This is a genomic window from Psychroserpens citreus (assembly GCF_055686305.1).
Genome location: NZ_CM145999.1, coordinates 403,438 through 423,566 on the forward strand (window position 1 = coordinate 403,438; position 20,129 = coordinate 423,566).

General features: G+C 32.9%; 20 protein-coding genes. 11 read left to right on the forward strand and 9 right to left on the reverse strand.

Annotated elements, in window-relative coordinates; translation table 11 throughout:
* Window positions 1-71: 71 nt before the first annotated feature.
* Window positions 72-2,924: a carbamoyl-phosphate synthase large subunit gene (gene carB / locus ACTU6T_RS01970; protein ID WP_460219585.1), complete on the reverse strand. Its 2,853-nt coding sequence runs from the start codon at window positions 2,922-2,924 to the stop codon at window positions 72-74.
* A 98-nt stretch (window positions 2,925-3,022) separates the two neighbouring features.
* Window positions 3,023-3,184 carry a 50S ribosomal protein L34 gene (gene rpmH / locus ACTU6T_RS01975; protein ID WP_033961596.1) on the reverse strand — a complete coding sequence of 54 codons (162 nt, stop codon included), beginning with the start codon at window positions 3,182-3,184 and terminating at the stop codon, window positions 3,023-3,025.
* Between the two features lie 161 nt (window positions 3,185-3,345).
* Between rpmH and ACTU6T_RS01980 the strand changes: the two genes are divergently transcribed.
* Window positions 3,346-3,906 (forward strand): DUF2892 domain-containing protein, encoded by a 561-nt coding sequence (locus tag ACTU6T_RS01980; protein ID WP_460219586.1) that lies wholly within the window; start codon window positions 3,346-3,348, stop codon window positions 3,904-3,906.
* Window positions 3,907-4,030: 124 nt separating this feature from the next.
* Window positions 4,031-4,717 carry a hypothetical protein gene (locus ACTU6T_RS01985; protein ID WP_460219587.1) on the forward strand — a complete coding sequence of 229 codons (687 nt, stop codon included), beginning with the start codon at window positions 4,031-4,033 and terminating at the stop codon, window positions 4,715-4,717.
* Here ACTU6T_RS01985 and ACTU6T_RS01990 read toward each other — a convergent pair.
* Window positions 4,714-5,658 (reverse strand): lytic transglycosylase domain-containing protein, encoded by a 945-nt coding sequence (locus tag ACTU6T_RS01990; protein ID WP_460219588.1) that lies wholly within the window; start codon window positions 5,656-5,658, stop codon window positions 4,714-4,716. The two genes, ACTU6T_RS01985 and ACTU6T_RS01990, sit on opposite strands and share 4 nt — an antisense overlap.
* 40 nt (window positions 5,659-5,698) lie before the next feature.
* Entirely contained in the window at window positions 5,699-6,367 is a 669-nt protein-coding gene (locus tag ACTU6T_RS01995) for an alpha/beta hydrolase (protein WP_460219589.1), read from the reverse strand.
* A 116-nt stretch (window positions 6,368-6,483) separates the two neighbouring features.
* Between ACTU6T_RS01995 and ACTU6T_RS02000 the strand changes: the two genes are divergently transcribed.
* Window positions 6,484-6,780 carry a GNAT family N-acetyltransferase gene (locus ACTU6T_RS02000; protein WP_460219590.1) on the forward strand — a complete coding sequence of 99 codons (297 nt, stop codon included), beginning with the start codon at window positions 6,484-6,486 and terminating at the stop codon, window positions 6,778-6,780.
* A gap of 60 nt (window positions 6,781-6,840) precedes the next feature.
* On the opposite strand, the gene ACTU6T_RS02005 is transcribed toward ACTU6T_RS02000, so the two are convergent.
* The gene (locus ACTU6T_RS02005) at window positions 6,841-7,374 is read right to left on the reverse strand and encodes a DUF5004 domain-containing protein (protein WP_460219591.1); all 534 of its coding nucleotides are present in this window, start codon (window positions 7,372-7,374) and stop codon (window positions 6,841-6,843) included.
* 91 nt (window positions 7,375-7,465) lie between these two features.
* Entirely contained in the window at window positions 7,466-8,791 is a 1,326-nt protein-coding gene (mtaB, locus tag ACTU6T_RS02010; protein ID WP_460219592.1) for a tRNA (N(6)-L-threonylcarbamoyladenosine(37)-C(2))-methylthiotransferase MtaB, read from the reverse strand.
* 97 nt (window positions 8,792-8,888) lie between these two features.
* Here mtaB and ACTU6T_RS02015 point away from each other — a divergent pair, with 97 nt between their 5' ends.
* Window positions 8,889-10,520 (forward strand): ABC transporter substrate-binding protein, encoded by a 1,632-nt coding sequence (locus tag ACTU6T_RS02015; RefSeq protein ID WP_460220734.1) that lies wholly within the window; start codon window positions 8,889-8,891, stop codon window positions 10,518-10,520.
* Here the strand turns inward: ACTU6T_RS02015 and ACTU6T_RS02020 are convergent.
* The 3 genes from ACTU6T_RS02020 to ACTU6T_RS02030 all read right to left on the reverse strand — a co-directional run bounded on the left by ACTU6T_RS02020 (window position 10,510) and on the right by ACTU6T_RS02030 (window position 12,955).
* Entirely contained in the window at window positions 10,510-11,412 is a 903-nt protein-coding gene (locus tag ACTU6T_RS02020; RefSeq protein WP_460219593.1) for a TolB family protein, read from the reverse strand. The genes ACTU6T_RS02015 and ACTU6T_RS02020 overlap by 11 nt on opposite strands.
* A 16-nt stretch (window positions 11,413-11,428) precedes the next feature.
* Window positions 11,429-12,604 (reverse strand): GlmU family protein, encoded by a 1,176-nt coding sequence (locus tag ACTU6T_RS02025; protein ID WP_460219594.1) that lies wholly within the window; start codon window positions 12,602-12,604, stop codon window positions 11,429-11,431.
* Between the two features lie 99 nt (window positions 12,605-12,703).
* On the reverse strand, window positions 12,704-12,955 hold the full coding sequence (locus ACTU6T_RS02030; RefSeq protein ID WP_460219595.1) for a type B 50S ribosomal protein L31: 252 nt from the start codon (window positions 12,953-12,955) through the stop codon (window positions 12,704-12,706).
* Window positions 12,956-13,116: 161 nt separating this feature from the next.
* On the opposite strand from ACTU6T_RS02030, the gene ACTU6T_RS02035 reads away from it, so the two are divergent.
* The 7 genes from ACTU6T_RS02035 (at window position 13,117) to ACTU6T_RS02065 (ending at window position 20,104) form a co-directional block, all read left to right on the forward strand.
* Window positions 13,117-13,635: a DUF4199 domain-containing protein gene (locus ACTU6T_RS02035; protein WP_460219596.1), complete on the forward strand. Its 519-nt coding sequence runs from the start codon at window positions 13,117-13,119 to the stop codon at window positions 13,633-13,635.
* Between the two features lie 43 nt (window positions 13,636-13,678).
* Window positions 13,679-14,626, forward strand: a complete 948-nt coding sequence (locus ACTU6T_RS02040; protein ID WP_460219597.1) for a glycosyltransferase family 2 protein — start codon at window positions 13,679-13,681, stop codon at window positions 14,624-14,626.
* A gap of 98 nt (window positions 14,627-14,724) precedes the next feature.
* Complete coding sequence (locus tag ACTU6T_RS02045) at window positions 14,725-16,455, forward strand: phospho-sugar mutase (RefSeq protein WP_460219598.1); 1,731 nt, start codon at window positions 14,725-14,727, stop codon at window positions 16,453-16,455.
* Window positions 16,456-18,282 carry an ABC transporter ATP-binding protein gene (locus tag ACTU6T_RS02050; RefSeq protein WP_460219599.1) on the forward strand — a complete coding sequence of 609 codons (1,827 nt, stop codon included), beginning with the start codon at window positions 16,456-16,458 and terminating at the stop codon, window positions 18,280-18,282.
* Window positions 18,283-18,578: 296 nt separating this feature from the next.
* On the forward strand, window positions 18,579-19,121 hold the full coding sequence (locus ACTU6T_RS02055) for an RNA polymerase sigma factor (protein WP_460219600.1): 543 nt from the start codon (window positions 18,579-18,581) through the stop codon (window positions 19,119-19,121).
* A 30-nt stretch (window positions 19,122-19,151) separates the two neighbouring features.
* Entirely contained in the window at window positions 19,152-19,664 is a 513-nt protein-coding gene (locus ACTU6T_RS02060; protein WP_460219601.1) for a hypothetical protein, read from the forward strand.
* Window positions 19,661-20,104: a sensor of ECF-type sigma factor gene (locus ACTU6T_RS02065; protein ID WP_460219602.1), complete on the forward strand. Its 444-nt coding sequence runs from the start codon at window positions 19,661-19,663 to the stop codon at window positions 20,102-20,104. Before ACTU6T_RS02060 ends, ACTU6T_RS02065 begins: the two co-directional genes overlap by 4 nt.
* Window positions 20,105-20,129: the final 25 nt, after the last annotated feature.

Sequence of the window (20,129 nt, forward strand, 5' to 3'; positions counted from 1 at the left end):
AATTCTATAATTTCAAACTAAAAATAGTAATTAAAAAGGGATTACAACAAAAGGATTAACCAAAAAATAACTTATTTACTCAAATACATTTTTCGTCTAGAGTATAAATTATAAAACTCATCATCTTTTAAACTATCAATAAACAAAATACTTTCACCAGTACTCTTCATTTCTGGCCCCAGTTGTTTATTCACATTCGGAAACTTATTAAATGAAAATACAGGTTGTTTTATTGCAAAACCATCTAACTTAGGATTAAAATCAAAATCAGTTACTTTTTTATCTCCTAACATAACTTTAGTTGCATAGTTCACATAAGGTTCTCCATAAGCTTTAGCTATAAATGGAACAGTTCTAGAGGCTCTTGGATTTGCTTCAATGATGTAAACCATATCATCTTTAACTGCAAATTGAATATTAATTAATCCTACAGTATTTAAGGCTAATGCAATTTTCTTAGTATGATCCTTAATTTGTTGCATCACAAACTCTCCCAAATTGAAAGGAGGTAACGTCGCATTACTATCACCAGAATGAATTCCACATGGTTCAATATGTTCCATGATGCCAATAATATATACATTCTCTCCATCACATATAGCATCAGCTTCGGCTTCAATGGCACCATCTAAATAATGATCTAGGAGCAATTTATTATTTGGAATTTTTCGTAACAAATCGACAACATGTTCTTCTAATTCTTTTTTATTAATCACAATTTTCATGCCCTGTCCTCCTAAGACATAAGAAGGTCTAACCAAAATTGGGAAATTTAATTTATCTGCAACAGCAAGTGCTTCATCTGCTGTAGATGCTGTATCAAATTCAGGATATGGAATGTTATTTTCTTTCAGCAAATTAGAAAACAAGCCTCTATCTTCGGCCAAATCAAGAGATTGATATGTAGTTCCAATAATTTTAATACCATAGCGATCTAACTTTTCTGCCAATTTCAAAGCAGTTTGTCCACCAAGTTGTACAATAACGCCTTCAGGTTTTTCATGACGAATGATGTCATAAATATGTTCCCAAAAAACAGGCTCAAAATAGAGTTTATCTGCAATATCAAAATCTGTAGAAACGGTTTCCGGGTTACAATTAATCATAATGGTTTCATAGCCGCATTCTGACGCAGCTAACACCCCATGAACACAGCAATAATCAAACTCAATACCTTGACCGATACGGTTTGGGCCAGATCCTAATACAATAATTTTCTTTTTATCAGAAACAATACTTTCATTTGCAGAGAATTTCTCTCCACTTTGTGTTTCAACTTCATTTTCAAAAGTTGAATAATAGTATGGTGTTTGCGCTTTAAATTCTGCAGCACAAGTGTCTACTAGCTTATAAACACGATTAATATTGAAATCTTCACGTTTTTTATAGACTTCACTTTCCAAGCATTTAAGCATGTGCGCAATTTGTCGGTCTCCATAACCCTTTTGCTTTGCTTCCAGCAATAAATCACGTTCGATAGTGTCTATAGTATACGTTGAAATCTCTTTTTCCAACTCATGTAGTTCTTCATATTGCTTTAAGAACCACATATCAATTTTTGTAATCTCATGAATTCGACTCAATGGAATTCCCATTTGAATAGCATCATAAATTGCAAATACGCGATCCCAGCTTGCGTGTGTCAGTTTATCTATAATTTGCTGGTAATCTTTATACCCTTTACCATCTGCACCAAGACCGTTACGTTTAATTTCTAATGATTGTGTAGCTTTATGTAATGCTTCTTGAAATGAACGACCAATAGCCATTACTTCTCCAACAGCTTTCATTTGAAGACCTAATTGTCTATCTGACCCCTCGAACTTATCAAAATTCCAACGTGGAATTTTTACAATAACATAATCCAAAGTTGGCTCAAATAAAGCAGAAGTAGATTTCGTAATCTGGTTATTCAACTCGTCTAGAGTATACCCCAAAGCTAATTTAGCTGCAATTTTTGCAATTGGATATCCGGTAGCTTTACTAGCTAATGCAGATGAACGTGATACACGTGGGTTAATTTCAATGGCAATAATTTCTTCTTCTTCATCTGGACTTACAGCAAACTGCACATTACATCCACCTGCAAAATCTCCAATACTACGCATCATATGAATAGCCATATCTCGCATTTTCTGAAAGGTTTTATCAGAAAGTGTCATCGCTGGAGCTACTGTAATAGAATCACCTGTGTGGATTCCCATTGGATCCATATTTTCTATGGTACAAATAATAACAACATTATCATTTTTATCTCTCAATAGCTCTAATTCGTATTCTTTCCATCCCATCATTGCCTTATCAATCATAACTTCATGGATAGGTGAAATTTCTAACCCTCTCGTTAATGATTCATCAAATTCTTCTTCATTGTATACAATTGAAGCTCCAGCTCCACCTAATGTAAAAGACGCTCTAATACACAGAGGAAAGCCAAACTCTTGGGCTATTTCTTTTCCTTTTAAAAATGACGTTGCTGTAGCTTGAGGTGCCATGCCAACACCTATTTCTAACATTAATTCTCTAAATTTTTCTCTATCCTCAGTAATATTAATGGCATCAATATCTACTCCTATAATATCAACATCAAAATCTCCCCAAATACCTTTTTCGTCTGCCTCAATACATAAATTTAAAGCTGTCTGCCCTCCCATTGTAGGCAAAACCGCATCAATTTGAGGGTGTTCTTTCAAGATTTTTATAATTGATTTGGTAGTTAATGGTAACAGATACACATGGTCTGCCATGGTTGGATCTGTCATTATAGTAGCAGGATTAGAATTGATAAGAATCGTTTCAATTCCATCTTCACGAAGCGACCTAAGCGCTTGTGATCCAGAATAGTCGAATTCACAGGCTTGACCAATAACTATTGGCCCAGAGCCGATAATAAGAATAGATTTTAATTTGTCGTTCTTTGGCATGTCAGTTTTTTTAAGTGTTCAAAAATAGGTAACATATAGGTACAAAAAAAGGTGCTACACCTAAGTAACACCTCTAAAATATTAACAATTGTTAATCATTATTTTTTATGTCTTGTTTCAGATGATACAGACAATTTCTTTCTTCCTTTAGCTCTTCTACGTGCTAAAACTTTTCTTCCGTTAACAGAAGCCATTCTTTCTCTGAAACCGTGTTTGTTTCTTCTCTTTCTTTTTGACGGTTGAAACGTTCTTTTTGGCATTGTCTTATATTTTTATAATCTAATTTTCTTTTTTAATACGTTGAGAGCTTTCTCAAAACTGGGTGCAAATATACAAAGAGTTTTTACTTTGACAAACGTAATAATGAAAAAATTTACAATTGTTTTTCTTAACTTTGAGGCCTTAATTTTAATTTCAAAAAATGTTCAATAAAAATATAAAATTAGTAATAGCTGTTTTAATTATAGCGTATGCTGTTTATCAATTTACCGAAGGTTATATTGGAAATGGTATCATGTTTATATTATTATCTCTCATCTTTATTTTTCTTTACTTTAAAAATGAATTTATATTATTGGCTTTTTTAAAACTTAGAAAGCAAGATTTTGAAGGAGCTAAAAATTGGTTAAACAAAATTAAAAATCCTTCTAGTGCATTGGTAAAAAAGCAAGAAGGCTATTACAATTATTTACATGGTGTCATGGTTGCCCAAAGCAATATGAATGAGGCTGAAAAATACTTCAAAAAGGCTTTAGGCTTAGGTTTATCTATGGATCATGATGTTGCAATGGCTAAATTAAATCTGGCTGGAATTGCATTTAGTAAACGCCGACCAATAGAGGCAAAACAATTGCTAAATGAGGCTCAAAAACTGGACAAAAGAGGCATTTTGAGTGATCAGATTAAAATGATGAAAGATGGAATGAAAAAATCTCAAGGACCTAAACAACATTATGGTAATCGTAACATGCGTAGACGCTAATAATGGTCAATCGTCGGTTTAATTGAACACATCTGTTGTTTACTCTATTAATTCACACGCTTTAACGACTATTTTTCAATAAAAATTGAAACGACTCTAATTTTGTCTAAAATAAAACTTAGGCATGCGAGTGTATGTAACCATCATAACGTTTCTATTTGTGTTTTTGGCATTTCCGCAGGAGCCGAAGACCTACTTTGAATATGAAATATCAAAGCATCTGAAAACGTACAAAAACAAATCTGAATTAGCCATTCAAAATAATGATAAAGCTTATGCCGATTTTCTGTTTGATTCTTTAGTGAACAATCATTTGAAGTTTAGTTACATTTCAGAACTAAAACTAAAGAAGATACATGGAGGAACCTTACGCACTTCAAAAATTAAAAATGCTTTTCTTTTGATTACAAAATCTGCGTGGGAACAGATAGATGACAAAGAAATTGAAGCCATTAATAGAATGTCTAAAATGTACAAAGGTCAAATAGATATTGTTGTATTATTTTGGACTTCAAAATCCATTGCTAAGCAAAGAGGGAGTGATTTTAGTTCTTTGGTAACAGTAACTTATATCGATGAGCGTGAAAATAATTCTAATCATATTATCAAGCCTTATAAACATTCTTTTGGTGCACCAACATGTTTTTTTATTTCCGAAGAAAAACAACTGCTAAATATTGACCGAAAATTCACGGTAAACTTAAGTATAGATGACCCAAAATTAGCTTTTGAAGCTGCACACCAACAAATCAAATTAATTCTTTTTGAAGACAAAAAGACCAACGAAGGTATTATTACTACAATACATTAAGGCTTAACAGAATAATACCCTTCTTTAGGAATCTCTATATAATATTTTTTTCTTGAAGCATTGTTAAGCTTTGGCTCTCTTAACCAAGGATTGTGAATTTTTAAAATTTTATAATTGATTCCAAAGCGTTGTGCAAACTTGGTAAAATCAGTAACAACAGTATCTACCTCTACTTTATATGTAGGAATAGTTTTATATAAATCTTGACTCGTAAAATTAAAGCCATATTGTTTAGGGTTACTCAATATCTCCTTTAGAGCTACAATTCTAAAAAGATAGCGACCTGTTTCTTCTCCTAATAATAAATCGTAATAATTAGTTACCCCTTGTTCCTTTAAACGTCTAGACACTCCTGCGTTACCAGCATTATAGGCAGCAGCAGCTAAAGTCCATGATCCTAATTTTTGCTTCGCTCGTTTTAAATACTTACAAGCCACCTCGGTAGCCTTCTCTAAATGGTATCTTTCATCAACATTGGCGTTAATTTCTAGTCCATTTTCACGACCTGTAGTTTTCATAATTTGCCAAACGCCTCTGGCTCCAGCAGGAGAAACTGCATTTGTAAGTCCGCTCTCAATTACTGCTAGGTATTTAAAATCTTCAGGGACGCCATTCTTTTTTAGGATAGGCTCAATAATTGGAAAGTATTTTTCGGCACGCTTAAACATAAGCAGTCCATTAGATTGCCAATATGTATTAACTAAAAGCTCCCTATCCATTCTTTCAAGTATATCAGGATTTTCTAAAGGAACACTTTCGTCTGCAAAGTTTAAATCATCAGGCACAGATATAGCGTACACATTATAATCATTAATAAGTTTTGATTGTTTTACAACTTCGTTATCTGATGGACTTTTTTCTTCGGCTTGCACCGCAAAAATAAATAAGCCAGATACACATATTAAACCAATTGCTGCTAGTATATTTTTAATCATCTTCATAATTCTTTTTTTATAAATGTATAAAATTAAATACTTGTTTTCAAGTGTCTTGCAAGATTAGTTTAGGTAAGTTTTCATTAAACCATTTGTACTTATTGATGATCATGATATGAGATCCACCTTTTAATACAATACAATTTCCAACACACGAGTGAGGAAAAACTGCATCCTTATCTCCATGAATATAAATTGCTTTGTTATTGGGCGTCTCTTGATTCCATTCGATGACATTTTCTATGGCCCAATCTAAATATTGCTTATCACTCACCGATAAATATTTTTTATATAATTCAACACGTTTGGTAATTGTTTCTCCAAAAGCATACTTTGCTAAAACATCAATATTGCTCACCAATTGCGTTGGTAGTATTTTGTATGCTTTAGTATATTTCATAACTTTCATACGTTTTGGCAATTCGTGTTTGGATTTGACACTTGATACTACGAACAACTTTCTCAAATCCATATATTTGCTCATTTCTTGCACCAAAACACCTCCAAAAGACACACCCAATAAGACAACATTATCATGCTTTATGTGTTTTATCATTCGTTTAGCATACACCTCTAGTGATTCATTTTTAACAGGAATTAACCATTCTAACCAATGAATTTCAAATTGATCTTCTGGTAGTTTTATATGTTCGAATATTGTAGGGTTTGCTGCCATTCCAGGCATTAAATACACATGTATAATTTCTTGTTGCATAAGTGTTTAAACTAATTCTGCTTTAATATCTATGATATTTTTCGTAAATTTGCACTACAAAACTATGCAAAAGTATAGTTCTACCCTACCGACCATTGAATTAAATATAAATTATTATGATTGATGCTGCTGAATTAACAGACAATGACTTTTTACGCCAATTCGAACTAAAAGTAGACGGTGAACTTGCTAAAATTGAATACTCGCTCCAAGATCGAAAAATTTTCTTGACTAAGCTTATCATACCAGATGGTATTTCTAATGATGATTTTGAAGAAGAGTTCCTTACTCTAGTATTTGAAAACATTTCAGAGAGAAATATTAGCGTTGTGCCTACAAGCCCAGAAATTGCAAAATTTATTAGACGGCATAGAAAATATAAAAAAATGTTACCTGTTGGTATTAGAATATAAATCAAAAAAGAAATCCGAAGCTTTGAGCTTCGGATTTCTTTTTTATACTATGTTGCAATACTATTGCTTTGTATAAATAAAAGTTAAATCTTCTTCTAAAATAACTTCAAAATCATCGCCAAGAATTTCATAACCTTCTGCGATAACTACAGTCATTGTATTTCCACTAACTGTACCAATAACTCCAAACATGTCTTCATCAATAATTGTAACCGAGTTACCGTTTACCGTATAATCCATAGCATAGACATCGTCTTCAATATAGCAGTTAATACTATAGGTATATTCGTCTGTCGATCCTTCAACCAATTCTGCTTCAACTTCTAAATATGAATTCGTATTAATTGAACCACTACCATCTGCATTAAACGTTATAGTTTCGTTTTGATAACAATCTGATTCAACTAGTAGATCGTTTGATGCATTACCATCATTATTGATATCAATACTCGTCTCGGTAAGTAACGATGTTAGTTTCCAAGTTCCTGTTACCGTAGCATCTCCATCAGACCCACCGCCATCATCATCACTAGAACATGCTGTTGATAAAACTAACCCTGATAAAATAAATAGATTAAGAAAGAATTTTTTCATAATAAAATAATGTTGTTTTGATTAAGGCTCAAATGTAAAAAAAGAGACCAATAGAAATGCTAAAATTTTACTAAAAAATATAAGAAAATTCTTAGACAATTTGCGTTTCCATAAACTCAAATCGCACTAATCCATCGTCGTCAATATTAGTGAGTTCAACATGTTGTAATGAATTTACTAAATCAGGATTCCAAGGTGCTTTAACCTTCACATAATTTTCGGTAAAGCCATGTATATAACCTTCTTTATTTTCACCTTCAAATAAGACTGTTCGTTTAGAGCCAATTTGATTTTCGTAAAAAGCTCGGCGTTTTTTTGCAGATAAACCACGCAACATTTTACTTCGTTTAGCTCTCACTTTTTTTGGTACTGCACCTTCCAAAGACGCAGCTACGGTATTATCCCTTTCTGAATAGGTAAACACATGCAAATAAGAGATATCTAAGGCATTTAAGAAATTATACGTTTCGAGAAATAACTCATCTGTTTCTCCTGGGAATCCAACAATCACATCAACGCCTATACAGGCATGAGGCATCACTTCCTTGATTTTTGCTACACGATCTACATACAATTCTTTCATGTAACGACGACGCATCAACTTGAGTAATTCGTTACTTCCACTTTGTAACGGAATATGAAAATGGGGTACAAAGGTTTTACTTTGAGATACAAAATCGATAGTCTCATTTTTTAATAAATTAGGCTCTATAGACGAAATTCGTAAACGTTCAATACCCTCAACATCATCTAATGCCTGCACCAACTCATAAAAGGTATGTTCATGTTTTTTATTACCAAATTCACCTTTACCATAGTCGCCAATATTTACTCCAGTGAGCACGATTTCTTTAATATTTTTAGCTGAAATAGCTTTAGCATTCTCCAAAACATTTTCCAGAGTATCACTTCTAGAAATACCTCGAGCCAACGGAATTGTACAATAGGTACACTTATAATCACAGCCATCCTGAACCTTTAAAAATGCACGTGTTCTATCTCCAATAGAATAACTACCAACGTAAAAATCGGCATCTTCAATTTCACAGCTATGGACTTCTCCCATGTCATTTTTAGAAAGGTCATTTAGGTAATCTGTAATCTTGAATTTCTCGGTTGCACCAAGTACCAAATCTACACCATCGACATCTGCTAATTCTTGAGGTTTTAATTGCGCATAACAGCCTACAGCCGCAACAAAGGCATCTGGATTAATTTTTTGAGCTTGTTTTACAATAGATTTAAAACGTTTGTCTGCATTCTCAGTCACAGAGCAGGTATTAATCACATAAATATCGGCATGCTCTTTAAAGTCGACGCGTTCAAAACCTTCCGAAGAAAAATTACGAGCTATCGTAGATGTTTCCGAAAAATTGAGTTTACAACCCAATGTATAAAATGCAACTTTTTTATTCATGTGACATTAATTTCTATTAGCACAGAAATCTAATTATATCTAATTATATTTACTCGTTTCTAATTTAAAGTGCGCAAATTTACAATTAATGAGCAATATGCTGAAATCTGCAGATCGTAAATATTCATTTTACAAGCTAATTTTGAGAGTTTTAGTTTGTTTTTTTATGTTTTCCTGCGGAAATGACACTAACTCCAAAAAAGAACATTTGGTATTTCGTTATAACGAACACAAAAATATTGGTTCATTAGACCCAGCCTTTGCAAAAGACAATGCCAATATTTGGGCTATTAATCAACTATTTAATGGTTTAGTTCAAATGGATGAAGACCTTAATGTTCAACCTTGTATCGCTAAAAGCTGGAGCATTTCTGATGACGCGTTAAACTATACCTTTTTCTTAAGAAACGATGTTACCTTTCATAAACATGAATTATTTGGAAACGATTCTACAAGAACCGTAACCGCTAAAGATTTTGAATATAGCTTCAATCGACTTATAGACAAAAAAGTGGCATCTCCTGGACAATGGACGCTTAAAAAAGTAGCAGAATTTAAAGCCATTAATGACACCATATTTCAAGTACAACTCAAACAACCTTTCCCTGCTTTTTTAGGCTTACTAACCATGAAATATTGTTCTGTAGTTCCTAAGGAAATTGTAGAACATTATCAAAGTGACTTTAGATCGAACCCAATAGGCACTGGCCCTTTTAAATTTAAACGCTGGGAAGAAAATCTTAAACTTGTCTTTAGAAAAAATAACCATTATTTTGAAAATGATGCTAATGGTAATCCATTACCATATTTGGAAGCCGTAGCCATTACTTTTTTACCAGACAAACAAAGTGAGTTTCTACAATTTGCTCAAGGAAATATTGATTTTGTTTCTGGTTTAGATGCCTCCTACAAAGACGATATCTTAACAGCAACAGGACACCTTCGTGATAATTATATAAATGAGGTAAATATGATTCGTGGACCATATCTAAATACTGAATATTTAGCATTTTTTATGGATTCTGATATTCCTGAAATACAATCACGATATCTTCGTCAAGCCGTTAACTATGGTTTTGATAAGCAAAAAATGATGACCTATTTGCGAAATGGTATTGGTATTCCTGCTCATGGTGGTTTTATCCCTAAAGGTTTACCTGGTTATGATGATGCTGTAGGTTTTACATTTCAACCAGAAAGAGCAAAACAATTGGTACAACAATTTAAAACTGAAACAGGCATTTCAAATCCTAAAATTACTATTACGACTATAGGTAACTACTTAAGTTTTTGTGAATATATCCAACGTGAACTTCAAAAAATTGGAATCACGGTTACTATAGACGTAGTACCTGCCGCCACTTTAAAAGATGCCAAAGCTAATGGTAAATTAGATATGTTTAGAGCAAGTTGGGTAGCCGATTATCCAGATGCAGAAAACTATCTATCCTTATATTCAAGCCAGAATTTTGCTCCAAATGGACCAAATTACACACATTTCAAAAGTGAACAATTTGACTCCTGGTATCAAGAAGCATTTACAATTACCGACATAAAAGAACGAGAAACACTTTACACAAAAATGGATAGTTTAGTGATGACATCAACACCTGTAGTTCCATTGTTTTATGATGAAGTTGTACGTTTTACTCGAAAAAATGTATCTGGGTTAGGAATCAATCCAATTAATCTACTAGATCTTAAACGTGTAAAGAAATCTACTCCTTAAGTGTAAAGTAATAAATATCATCTTCACCTTTTCCTCTAGGTCGTCTGGATGAGAAGTATCCTTCTGTTTTATCGTCATTAATAATATAACAGAAATCATCACTTCTACTATTGATTGGTTTAGGTAGTAATTTAGGTTCTTCAGTTTCTGGATCTCCTTTTAAATTGTAGCTATACACATCTAAGCCACCAACACCTCCAACACGATCGGAAGAAAAATACAAGATACAATCTTTGCTTACAAATGGGAACATATCCTTACGCGGAGAATTGATTTTCTTACCTAAATTCTCCACTTCACCATACTCTCCATTTCCTAAAATTTTAACCTTAAATAGATCGGTTTGACCATGAGCACCATGGGCATTAGACGTGAAATACAGCGTAGATCCATCTGGACTTAATACAGCATGACCATAATTATATTTTGGTAAGCAAAATGGTAAGGGTTCAAAATTAGTCCATCCTTTACCTTCAATATACTCTCCCCTTTGAATATTAAGATTTATAGATTTCAATTTTCGCTTGTATGATTTACCACGCTTCATAAAGTTAGTCGTGATATACATATATTTTCCGTCTGGACTAAAACCTGCACTAGATGTATTGAATATAAAATCTTCCGATTTGATAAATTGCTTAGTATTTATGATTTCCCCATCGGAAGTTTTTTCGCCTTCAAACATGGTAAAAATGAGTCTCTTATCTTTATCTCGTCTGGCTCGATTTCTGTTATCTAGCATATAAGAGGTATAATACACTTTATCACCTTTATAAAATACTACACCGTACTGGCTCTTATCGTCATTAATACCAATGTTTTTAATGGTGTAGGTTTGGGAAAACCCGAAATTAATTGTCAATACAAATAGAATACTGCAAACAAACTTCATGTTTTTATAATTTAGATTAACTTTTTCTCCATTGTTTAGTTTCTTCAAAGACCTGCTCTAAAATTGCTTTATCTAGTTCAGAAAACTCAATATTTCGGCGTTTCATAACCACTTCCGCAACCTCAAAAGCCTTCTTGGTTAGGTATGTTGTCACTCCAGAATATCCTCCCCAAGAAAAACTTGGAACAAAATTTCTTGGAAAACCACTACCAAAGATATTAGCACTTACTCCAACAACTGTACCAGTATTAAACATCGTATTAATACCACATTTACTATGATCTCCCATCATGAGTCCACAAAACTGCAAACCAGTTTTAGCAAACCCTTGCGTTTGATAATTCCAAAGTCTCACTTCTGCATAATTATTTTTTAAGTTAGAATTGTTGGTATCTGCTCCTAAATTGCACCATTCACCAAGCACAGAATTTCCTAAAAAGCCATCATGCCCTTTATTAGAATATCCAAAAATCACAGAGTTATTGACTTCACCTCCAACCTTACTATGTGGCCCAACTGTAGTAGGACCATATATTTTGGCTCCTAATTTAACAGTTGCATTATCACAAAGCGCAAACGGTCCTCTAATAATACTGCCTTCCATTATTTCGGCATCTTTTCCAATATATATAGGACCAGAATTAGCATTCAATGTTGCAAACTCTAGTTTAGCACCTTCTTCTATAAAAATATGCTCTGCTGCGAGTACATTATTAGAACTTGGTATTGGTTGCGAATTTCGACCTTGGGTTAGCAATTCAAAATCGGCCTCAATAGCTTTTCCGTTATTAGAAAAAATATCCCATGTATGCTCTATTGTCAATATTGGATTATCATATTCTATTGCGTCATAAGTTTCAAAATCAATATCCTCTTGAGTATCTTTTGTATAAAAAGCTATCACATCTTCACCTTTAAAAATCGCTTGATTCTCTTCCAAGCTCTTAATCAACGCTACCAACTCATAATTTGGCAAGTACGAAGCATTAATCATTATGTTTTCATTCAACTCTACCATAGGGAATTTTTCAGACAAATACTCTTCGGTAAGTGTTGTAGTAGTAAACCCTAGGTGTTTTTCCCATTTTTCTCTAATAGTGAGAATGCCCACTCTAATGTCTGCAACTGGCCTTGTAAAAGTAAACGGCAACAAATTATTACGTGATGGACCATCAAAAAGAATATAATTCATAATGAAATTCTAGTTTAGTGTTAAAAGTAAATCAATTATAGAAAACAAAAAAGCCTTCGAGATAAATCCTGAAGGCTTTTAATATGATATAATCTAAGTTTATTTTTGAAACTTAGCGTATTTGTTTTTGAATTTGTCAATACGACCAGCAGTATCTACTAATTTAGATTTACCAGTGTAATATGGATGAGATGTTCTAGAAATTTCCAATTTAATTACTGGATACTCAACACCGTCAACTTCAATTGTTTCATTAGTTTCAGCAGTAGATTTAGTTAAAAAGACGTCATCGTTAGACATGTCTTTAAATGCTACTAATCTATAATTTTCTGGATGTATTCCTTTTTTCATCTCTTTAATCTTTAAAATCCTTACTATTTTGGAGGTGCAAATTTAAGTAATTTTTGTAAATTACCAATAAATTATTTCTTTTTTTATTTTCTTCGGAAATGTAACGTTTTAAGACAAATGTACACTAACCAAACATATTAACTAAATAATCAACTCAAATTATGGAAACAGAACGAATGTCAACAGGAAAGTTTGCAATGAATTATGGTATTATCCTAGGTGTCGTAATGATTGCGCTTAATGTTATAAGCTACGTTACAGGTCAAGCAATGGAAGGCGCTCAATGGCCTCAACTTATTTATTATGTAGTTTTCCCTGTAGTGATCATATTTGCTATTAGTAAATATAAAAAGCACAATGCAAACGTACTAACTCTTGGAAATGCCATCAAGTTAGGTGTTGTTATTGGAATCATTAGCGCTATTGTATACATTCTTTATGGCTTCCTTTTTAATTATGTTATTGATCCCGAATTCATGCCAGAATTAATGGAAGTTACTATTGATAATATGATTGAACAAAACCCTGACATGCCTCAAGCACAAATTGACCAAAGCATTAAATTCATGGAAGTTATGTTTAACCCATTAATTGGTTCAGCAATATGGATTGCTGCTAGTGCACTTTTTGGATTAATTTGGTCCTTAATTGGTGGCTTGATAATGAAAAGCAACTCTTAAATTATTTCAGTATTTTTGAACTTTAAACATTCAAAAACACTCGATGAACATATCAGTAGTCATACCACTACTTAACGAACAAGAATCACTAATAGAATTACACGATTGGATTGCATCTGTTATGCAGTCCAATCGTTTTTCATATGAAATCATCTTTATTGACGATGGTAGTACCGATGAGTCTTGGTCCACTATCATGCAATTATCTCAAAATAATCCAAATGTCAAAGGGATTAGATTCTTAAAAAACTTCGGAAAATCTCAAGCTTTACATGCTGGTTTCGCAAAAGCAGAAGGAGATGTTATCATCACTATGGATGCCGATTTACAAGATAATCCAGAAGAAATCCCTGAACTCTATAATATGATTGTTGTAGAAAAATTTGATTTGGTGTCTGGGTGGAAGAAAAAACGCTACGACTCTGTTATAGCAAAAAACTTACCTTCTAAATTGTTCAATTGGGCAGCAAGACGTACATCTGGAGTTAAGCTTAATGATTTCAACTGCGGACTCAAAGCCTACAACAAATCGGTTGTAAAAAACATTGATGTTAATGGCGAAATGCATCGTTACATCCCTGTTCTAGCAAAAAATGCTGGTTTTACAAAGATTGGAGAAAAAGTTGTGCAGCATCAGGCTAGAAAATATGGAGAAACGAAATTTGGAATGGATCGATTTGTCAATGGTTTTCTCGATCTAATTACTATCTGGTTTTTATCCCGATTTGGGAAACGTCCAATGCACCTTTTTGGCGCTTTAGGTGTTATCATGTTTGGTATTGGCTTTGCCTTTGCTTTATATCTTGGGATTGATAAACTCTTCTTAAATCCAACAGGAAGACTCATAACACAACGACCTCAATTCTATATTGCGCTAACAACAATGATATTAGGGTCTCAATTTTTTATTGCTGGTTTTTTAGGTGAAATTATCTTGCGTAGTAAAAATGATACAAATCGCTATCTCATAAAGCAAGAGCTTAACTTTTAGAGCAACCCCGTTTTTACGCAAACGCTGTAGTTCAATTTATTAAATCTTATTACCCAAAATTCTTTCAATTACTTACTTTTGTAGCATAAATATTAGACATGATACATATTGAACCTCAATTATTAAAACGGGTTAACACATGGTTAACTCCAACTTTTGATCAGGAGACTCAAAACCATATAAAAGATTTAATTGCCAACAACCAAACCGATTTAAAAGAGAGTTTTTACAAAGATCTCGAGTTTGGAACTGGTGGTATGCGTGGTATAATGGGAATTGGCACCAATCGAATCAATAAATACACATTGGGTAAAAACACCCAAGGTTTGAGTAATTATTTAAAACAATCTTTTCCAGGAGACAAATTGAAAGTTGCTATTGCCTACGACTGCAGACATAATAGCAAATCTTTAGCTAAAGTTGTTGCTAATGTGTTCTCTGCAAATGGTATTCATGTGTATTTGTTTGAAGATTTACGAGCAACACCCGAATTATCTTTTAGCCTGAAGCATTTAAATTGTCATTGTGGCATTGTATTAACCGCATCTCATAACCCACCAGAATACAATGGTTATAAAGTATATTGGCAAGATGGAGGGCAATTAGTTCCACCACAAGATGCAGAGATTATTACAGAAATTAATCGTTTAGATTACTCTGAAATACAATTCGAAGCCAATGAATCACTCATTGAATATATTGGTCAAGATATTGACAATGTATTTATCAATGAATCTGTTAAAAATGGAAGTTTTGACACTTCAACAGAAGCAAGACAAAATTTAAACGTGGTCTTCACCTCTCTACATGGCACATCAATTACTGCTGTACCAGAAACCTTAAAACGTGCTGGGTATACCAATGTTTATATTGTAGAAGAACAACGTGAACCTAATGGAGATTTTCCAACCGTAAAGTCACCAAACCCAGAAGAACCAGAGGCCCTTAAAATGGCAATGGAATTGGCTAATACTGTTGATGGAGATATTGTTATTGGTACCGATCCAGATTGTGACCGTCTTGGTGTTGTTGTTAGAAACTTAGATAATGAATTGGTCATCCTCAATGGAAACCAAACCATGATTTTAATGACAGATTTCTTATTAAAACAATGGCAAAATGCTAATCGAATTAATGGCAATCAATTTATTGGCTCGACAATTGTGTCTACACCTATGATGTCTGTTCTATCCAAGTCGTATAACGTAGAATGTAAAATTGGGCTAACTGGTTTTAAATGGATAGCAAAAATGATTAAAGATTTCCCTACTCTTGATTTTATTGGTGGTGGCGAAGAAAGTTTCGGCTTTATGGTAGGTGATTTTGTAAGAGACAAAGACGCAGTAACATCTACTCTTCTAGCATGTGAAATTGCAGCCCAAGCGAAAGCAAATGGCCTATCGGTTTATGAACAGCTCATTCAGCTGTATATTGAACATGGGTTCTTTAAAGAACGTTTAGTGTCACTTACAAAAAAAGGCATCGAAGGCGCTCAGGAAATCAAACAAATGATGATTGATGCTAGAGAAAACCCATTACAAGAAGTAAATGGGTCAAAAGTAATTCGTATTGAAGATTACCAACTATCTACAATAAAAGACCTTGTTTATGGAACAGAGACTAGCATTGACATACCAAAATCTAATGTTCTGATCTATTATACAGAAGACGGAAGCAAAATTGCGTTACGCCCAAGTGGAACTGAACCCAAAATTAAGTTCTACATTAGCGTTAATACTACTTTAGACAATGTGACAGCATTTAACGCTACGGAACAAAAATTGGAGCGTCGTATTGACAACATCCTCAAGGATATGAATCTCAATTAAATGGATTATATAAAAAAACTTTTTCGTTTTATTATTCCTTATAAACGTTATGGCATTTTAAATATCATTGCCAATGTGTTCTATGCATTATTTAGTACGCTTGCCATGATTTCTTTAATGCCAATGATAAACGTCTTATTTGGAGAAGGAGAAAGAGTTACAGAAAAGCCTATTTATTCTGGTATTTCGAAAATAAAAGATTACGGGGAAGATTATATTAATTACATCATCACAACAACGTCGGAGACTCATGGTCCTCAACGTTCTTTACTGTATATGATAGTTTTAATCATCACATTATTTTTACTTAAAAACCTGTTTAACTATCTTGGTTTATACTTTATCACCTTTTTGCGTAATGGTGTTTTGAAAGATTTGAGAAACGAAATTTATGACAAGGTTACACGATTACCCATTTCCTATTATTCAGAAAAGAAAAAAGGAGATATCATTGCTAGGATTTCGGGAGATGTGAATGAAGTGAAAGGTTCTTTACTAGCTATTTTAGAACTCATCGTAAAAGAACCATTAACAATATTGTTTGCCATTATTGCGATGTTTGCGACCTCTGTAAAACTCACAATATTTGTATTTTTATTTATTCCTATTTCAGGATTTATCATTTCGAGAATAGGTAAAAGTTTAAAAAAGAAATCTAGTCGTGTCCAAACCGAACAAGGTATCTTTTTATCTACCTTAGAGGAAACGCTTAGCGGACTTAAAGTTATTAAAGGTTTTAATGCTGAAAACCGATTTAATGAGTCATTTCAAAAGTCTACAAAACGCTTTTACAATTTCTCTAACACTTTAATGAACCGTCAAAATTTAGCATCTCCAATGAGTGAGGTCTTAGGAATAATTACCATTGCGGTTTTACTCTGGTATGGAGGCAGCATGGTTTTAGTTGACAAAACATTATCAGGTGGAGCTTTCATTGTTTACATAGGATTAGCTTGGCAAATCTTAACACCAGCAAAAGCTATTAGTAAAGCAAGTTATAAAGTAAAAGCAGGAAATGCTGCTGCAGACCGTATTCTTGAAATCATAGAAACTGAAAGTCCATTAGCCGATCGCGTGAATGCTCAAACTAAATCTGATTTTAATTCTGATATTTCACTCAATGATATATCTTTTAAATATGAGGATGATTTAGTACTCAAACATTTTAGTATTAAAGTACCTAAAGGAAAAAGTGTCGCTTTAGTAGGACAATCTGGAAGCGGAAAATCTACCATTGCCAATTTAGTCACACGATTTTATGATGTTAATGATGGAAATATTTCTATAGATGGCATTGATATAAGAGATCTAAAAAAACAATCTTTAAGAGGCTTAATGGGGCTCGTTACTCAAGATTCGATACTATTTAACGAAAGTATCAAAAACAATTTACTCATTGGTAAAGAGAAGGCTACAGATGAAGAGATTATAGACGCCTTAAAAATTGCAAACGCTTGGGAATTTGTAAAAGACTTACCACAAGGCATAGATACTAATATTGGAGATTCTGGCGGAAAATTATCTGGCGGACAACAACAACGACTAAGTATTGCAAGAGCTGTACTAAAGAATCCACCAATTATGATATTAGATGAGGCTACTTCGGCTCTAGACACTGAAAGCGAACGATTGGTTCAAGATGCTTTAGAAAAAATGATGAAAAACAGAACATCAATTGTGATTGCCCATCGTTTATCTACTATTCAAAATGCAGATGAAATTATTGTGATGCATAAAGGTGAAATTGCTGAACAAGGCACTCACAATGAACTCATTGCAAAAAAAGGTATTTATAAAAAACTGGTAGATATGCAGAGCTTTGAATGAGGTCTTCAGAGAAAGTCAAAACGCTTATAAATCAGAAAAGGATGCAACTCAATGTCGCATCCTTTTCGTTTTTATTACCATATTTGGGGACAATGGTAATACTTAAGTAGGTTAGGCTGTGACAAACATAAATTAAATTAATGGTCTATGCAAGAAAAAAATGCATTTCATCGTTATTTTTTTACACTTAATCGATGTTATTTGTTTTAATTTTGTGATTATCAAGCATTTATAATATTTATTTATTTTTATTAAACTTTCAGTACATTGAAGTGTCTAAATGAAAAACCATTTAATTGGATAACGAGCAAGATTTCATAAAACGACTTAAGACCTCATCTACAAAAGAAGTTGCTTTTAGAGAACTCCTATCATTGTATAAGGAGCGCTTGTATTGGCATATTCGACATATTGTAAAATCACATAATGATGCCGACGATGTACTACAAAATACTTTTATAAAAATCTATAAAAATATCCATAACTTTAAAGGAGATAGTAAACTGTATTCATGGATGTATCGCATTGCAACCAATGAATCTATAACACTGCTTAAAAAAAATGCAAAACGATTAAGTATAAATAATGAAGAAACTCAGAATTACATGGTAGACAGCTTAAAAGCAGATGTATATTTCGATGGTGATGATATACAATACAAATTACAGCAGGCTATTGCTACCTTACCAGACAAGCAACAACTTGTTTTTAATATGAAATATTTTCAGGACATTAAATATAAAGACATGTCAGATATTTTAGAGACTAGTGAAGGTGCTTTAAAAGCGTCTTATCATATTGCGGTAAAAAAAATAGAAGCATTTTTTACTCAAGATTAAACCAATTACAGACATTTAAGTCTTACTAATATGAAAAAGAACACATTAGATAGTATTAATAAAAATTCTGGTTTTAAGACTCCTAAGAATTACTTTTCTCAATTAGAGGAACAGATATTTAATGAGGTTCACTTAATAGATAAAACTGAAACTTCAGGTTTTGAAACTCCTGACGGATATTTTGATACTGTTGAGCAAAACATTCTCGCAAACATTACTAAAGAAAACGACACTAAAGTTATTTCATTAATGCAATGGAAAAAAGTCATGTATGTAGGAGCAGTAGCGGCATGTTTGGTATTAATGTTCAACATCATATTTCAAGGCTCAGAACCTTTAACTTTTGAGACTATTGAAACTGCTGCAATTGAAGATTATTTAGAAGATGAAGATTATAGCGGTGATGAATTAGCCTCTCTTTTAACTGAAGATGAACTAAATAAAGACAATTTTATAGACAACAAATTATCTGAAGAAAACATCGAAGATTATCTACTAGATAATGTTGATATTGAAGACCTAACAACAGAACAAATACAATGAAAAAAACACTTATAACTTTATTATTTTTAGCGCTTACACTCTATTCGTTTGGACAACGCAAAGAACGACTAGAACGTATTAAAGCCTTAAAAGTTGCATTCATTACAGAAAAATTGGAACTCACTGAAGCCGAAGCTCAAAAATTTTGGCCAGTATATAATGCCATTGAAACAAAAAAAGAGACACTGAGGAAAGAAACTCAAAAACTACGTCGAAGTATAGATTTTGAAAGCTTAACAAATGATGAAGCTAATAAACTTATCACTGATATGCTTGGCATTGAAAATAGAAAGCATAACCTTCGAAGTAAACAAATAAATGATTTGCTCAGGGTGATTCCCGCTAAAAAAGTCATTCTACTCAAACTAGTAGAAGAACAGTTTAATAAGCGTATGCTTCAAGAGATGAAAAAACGACGAGAACAGTTTAAAAAGAATTAATAAAAAAAGAAGTCAATTTGACTTC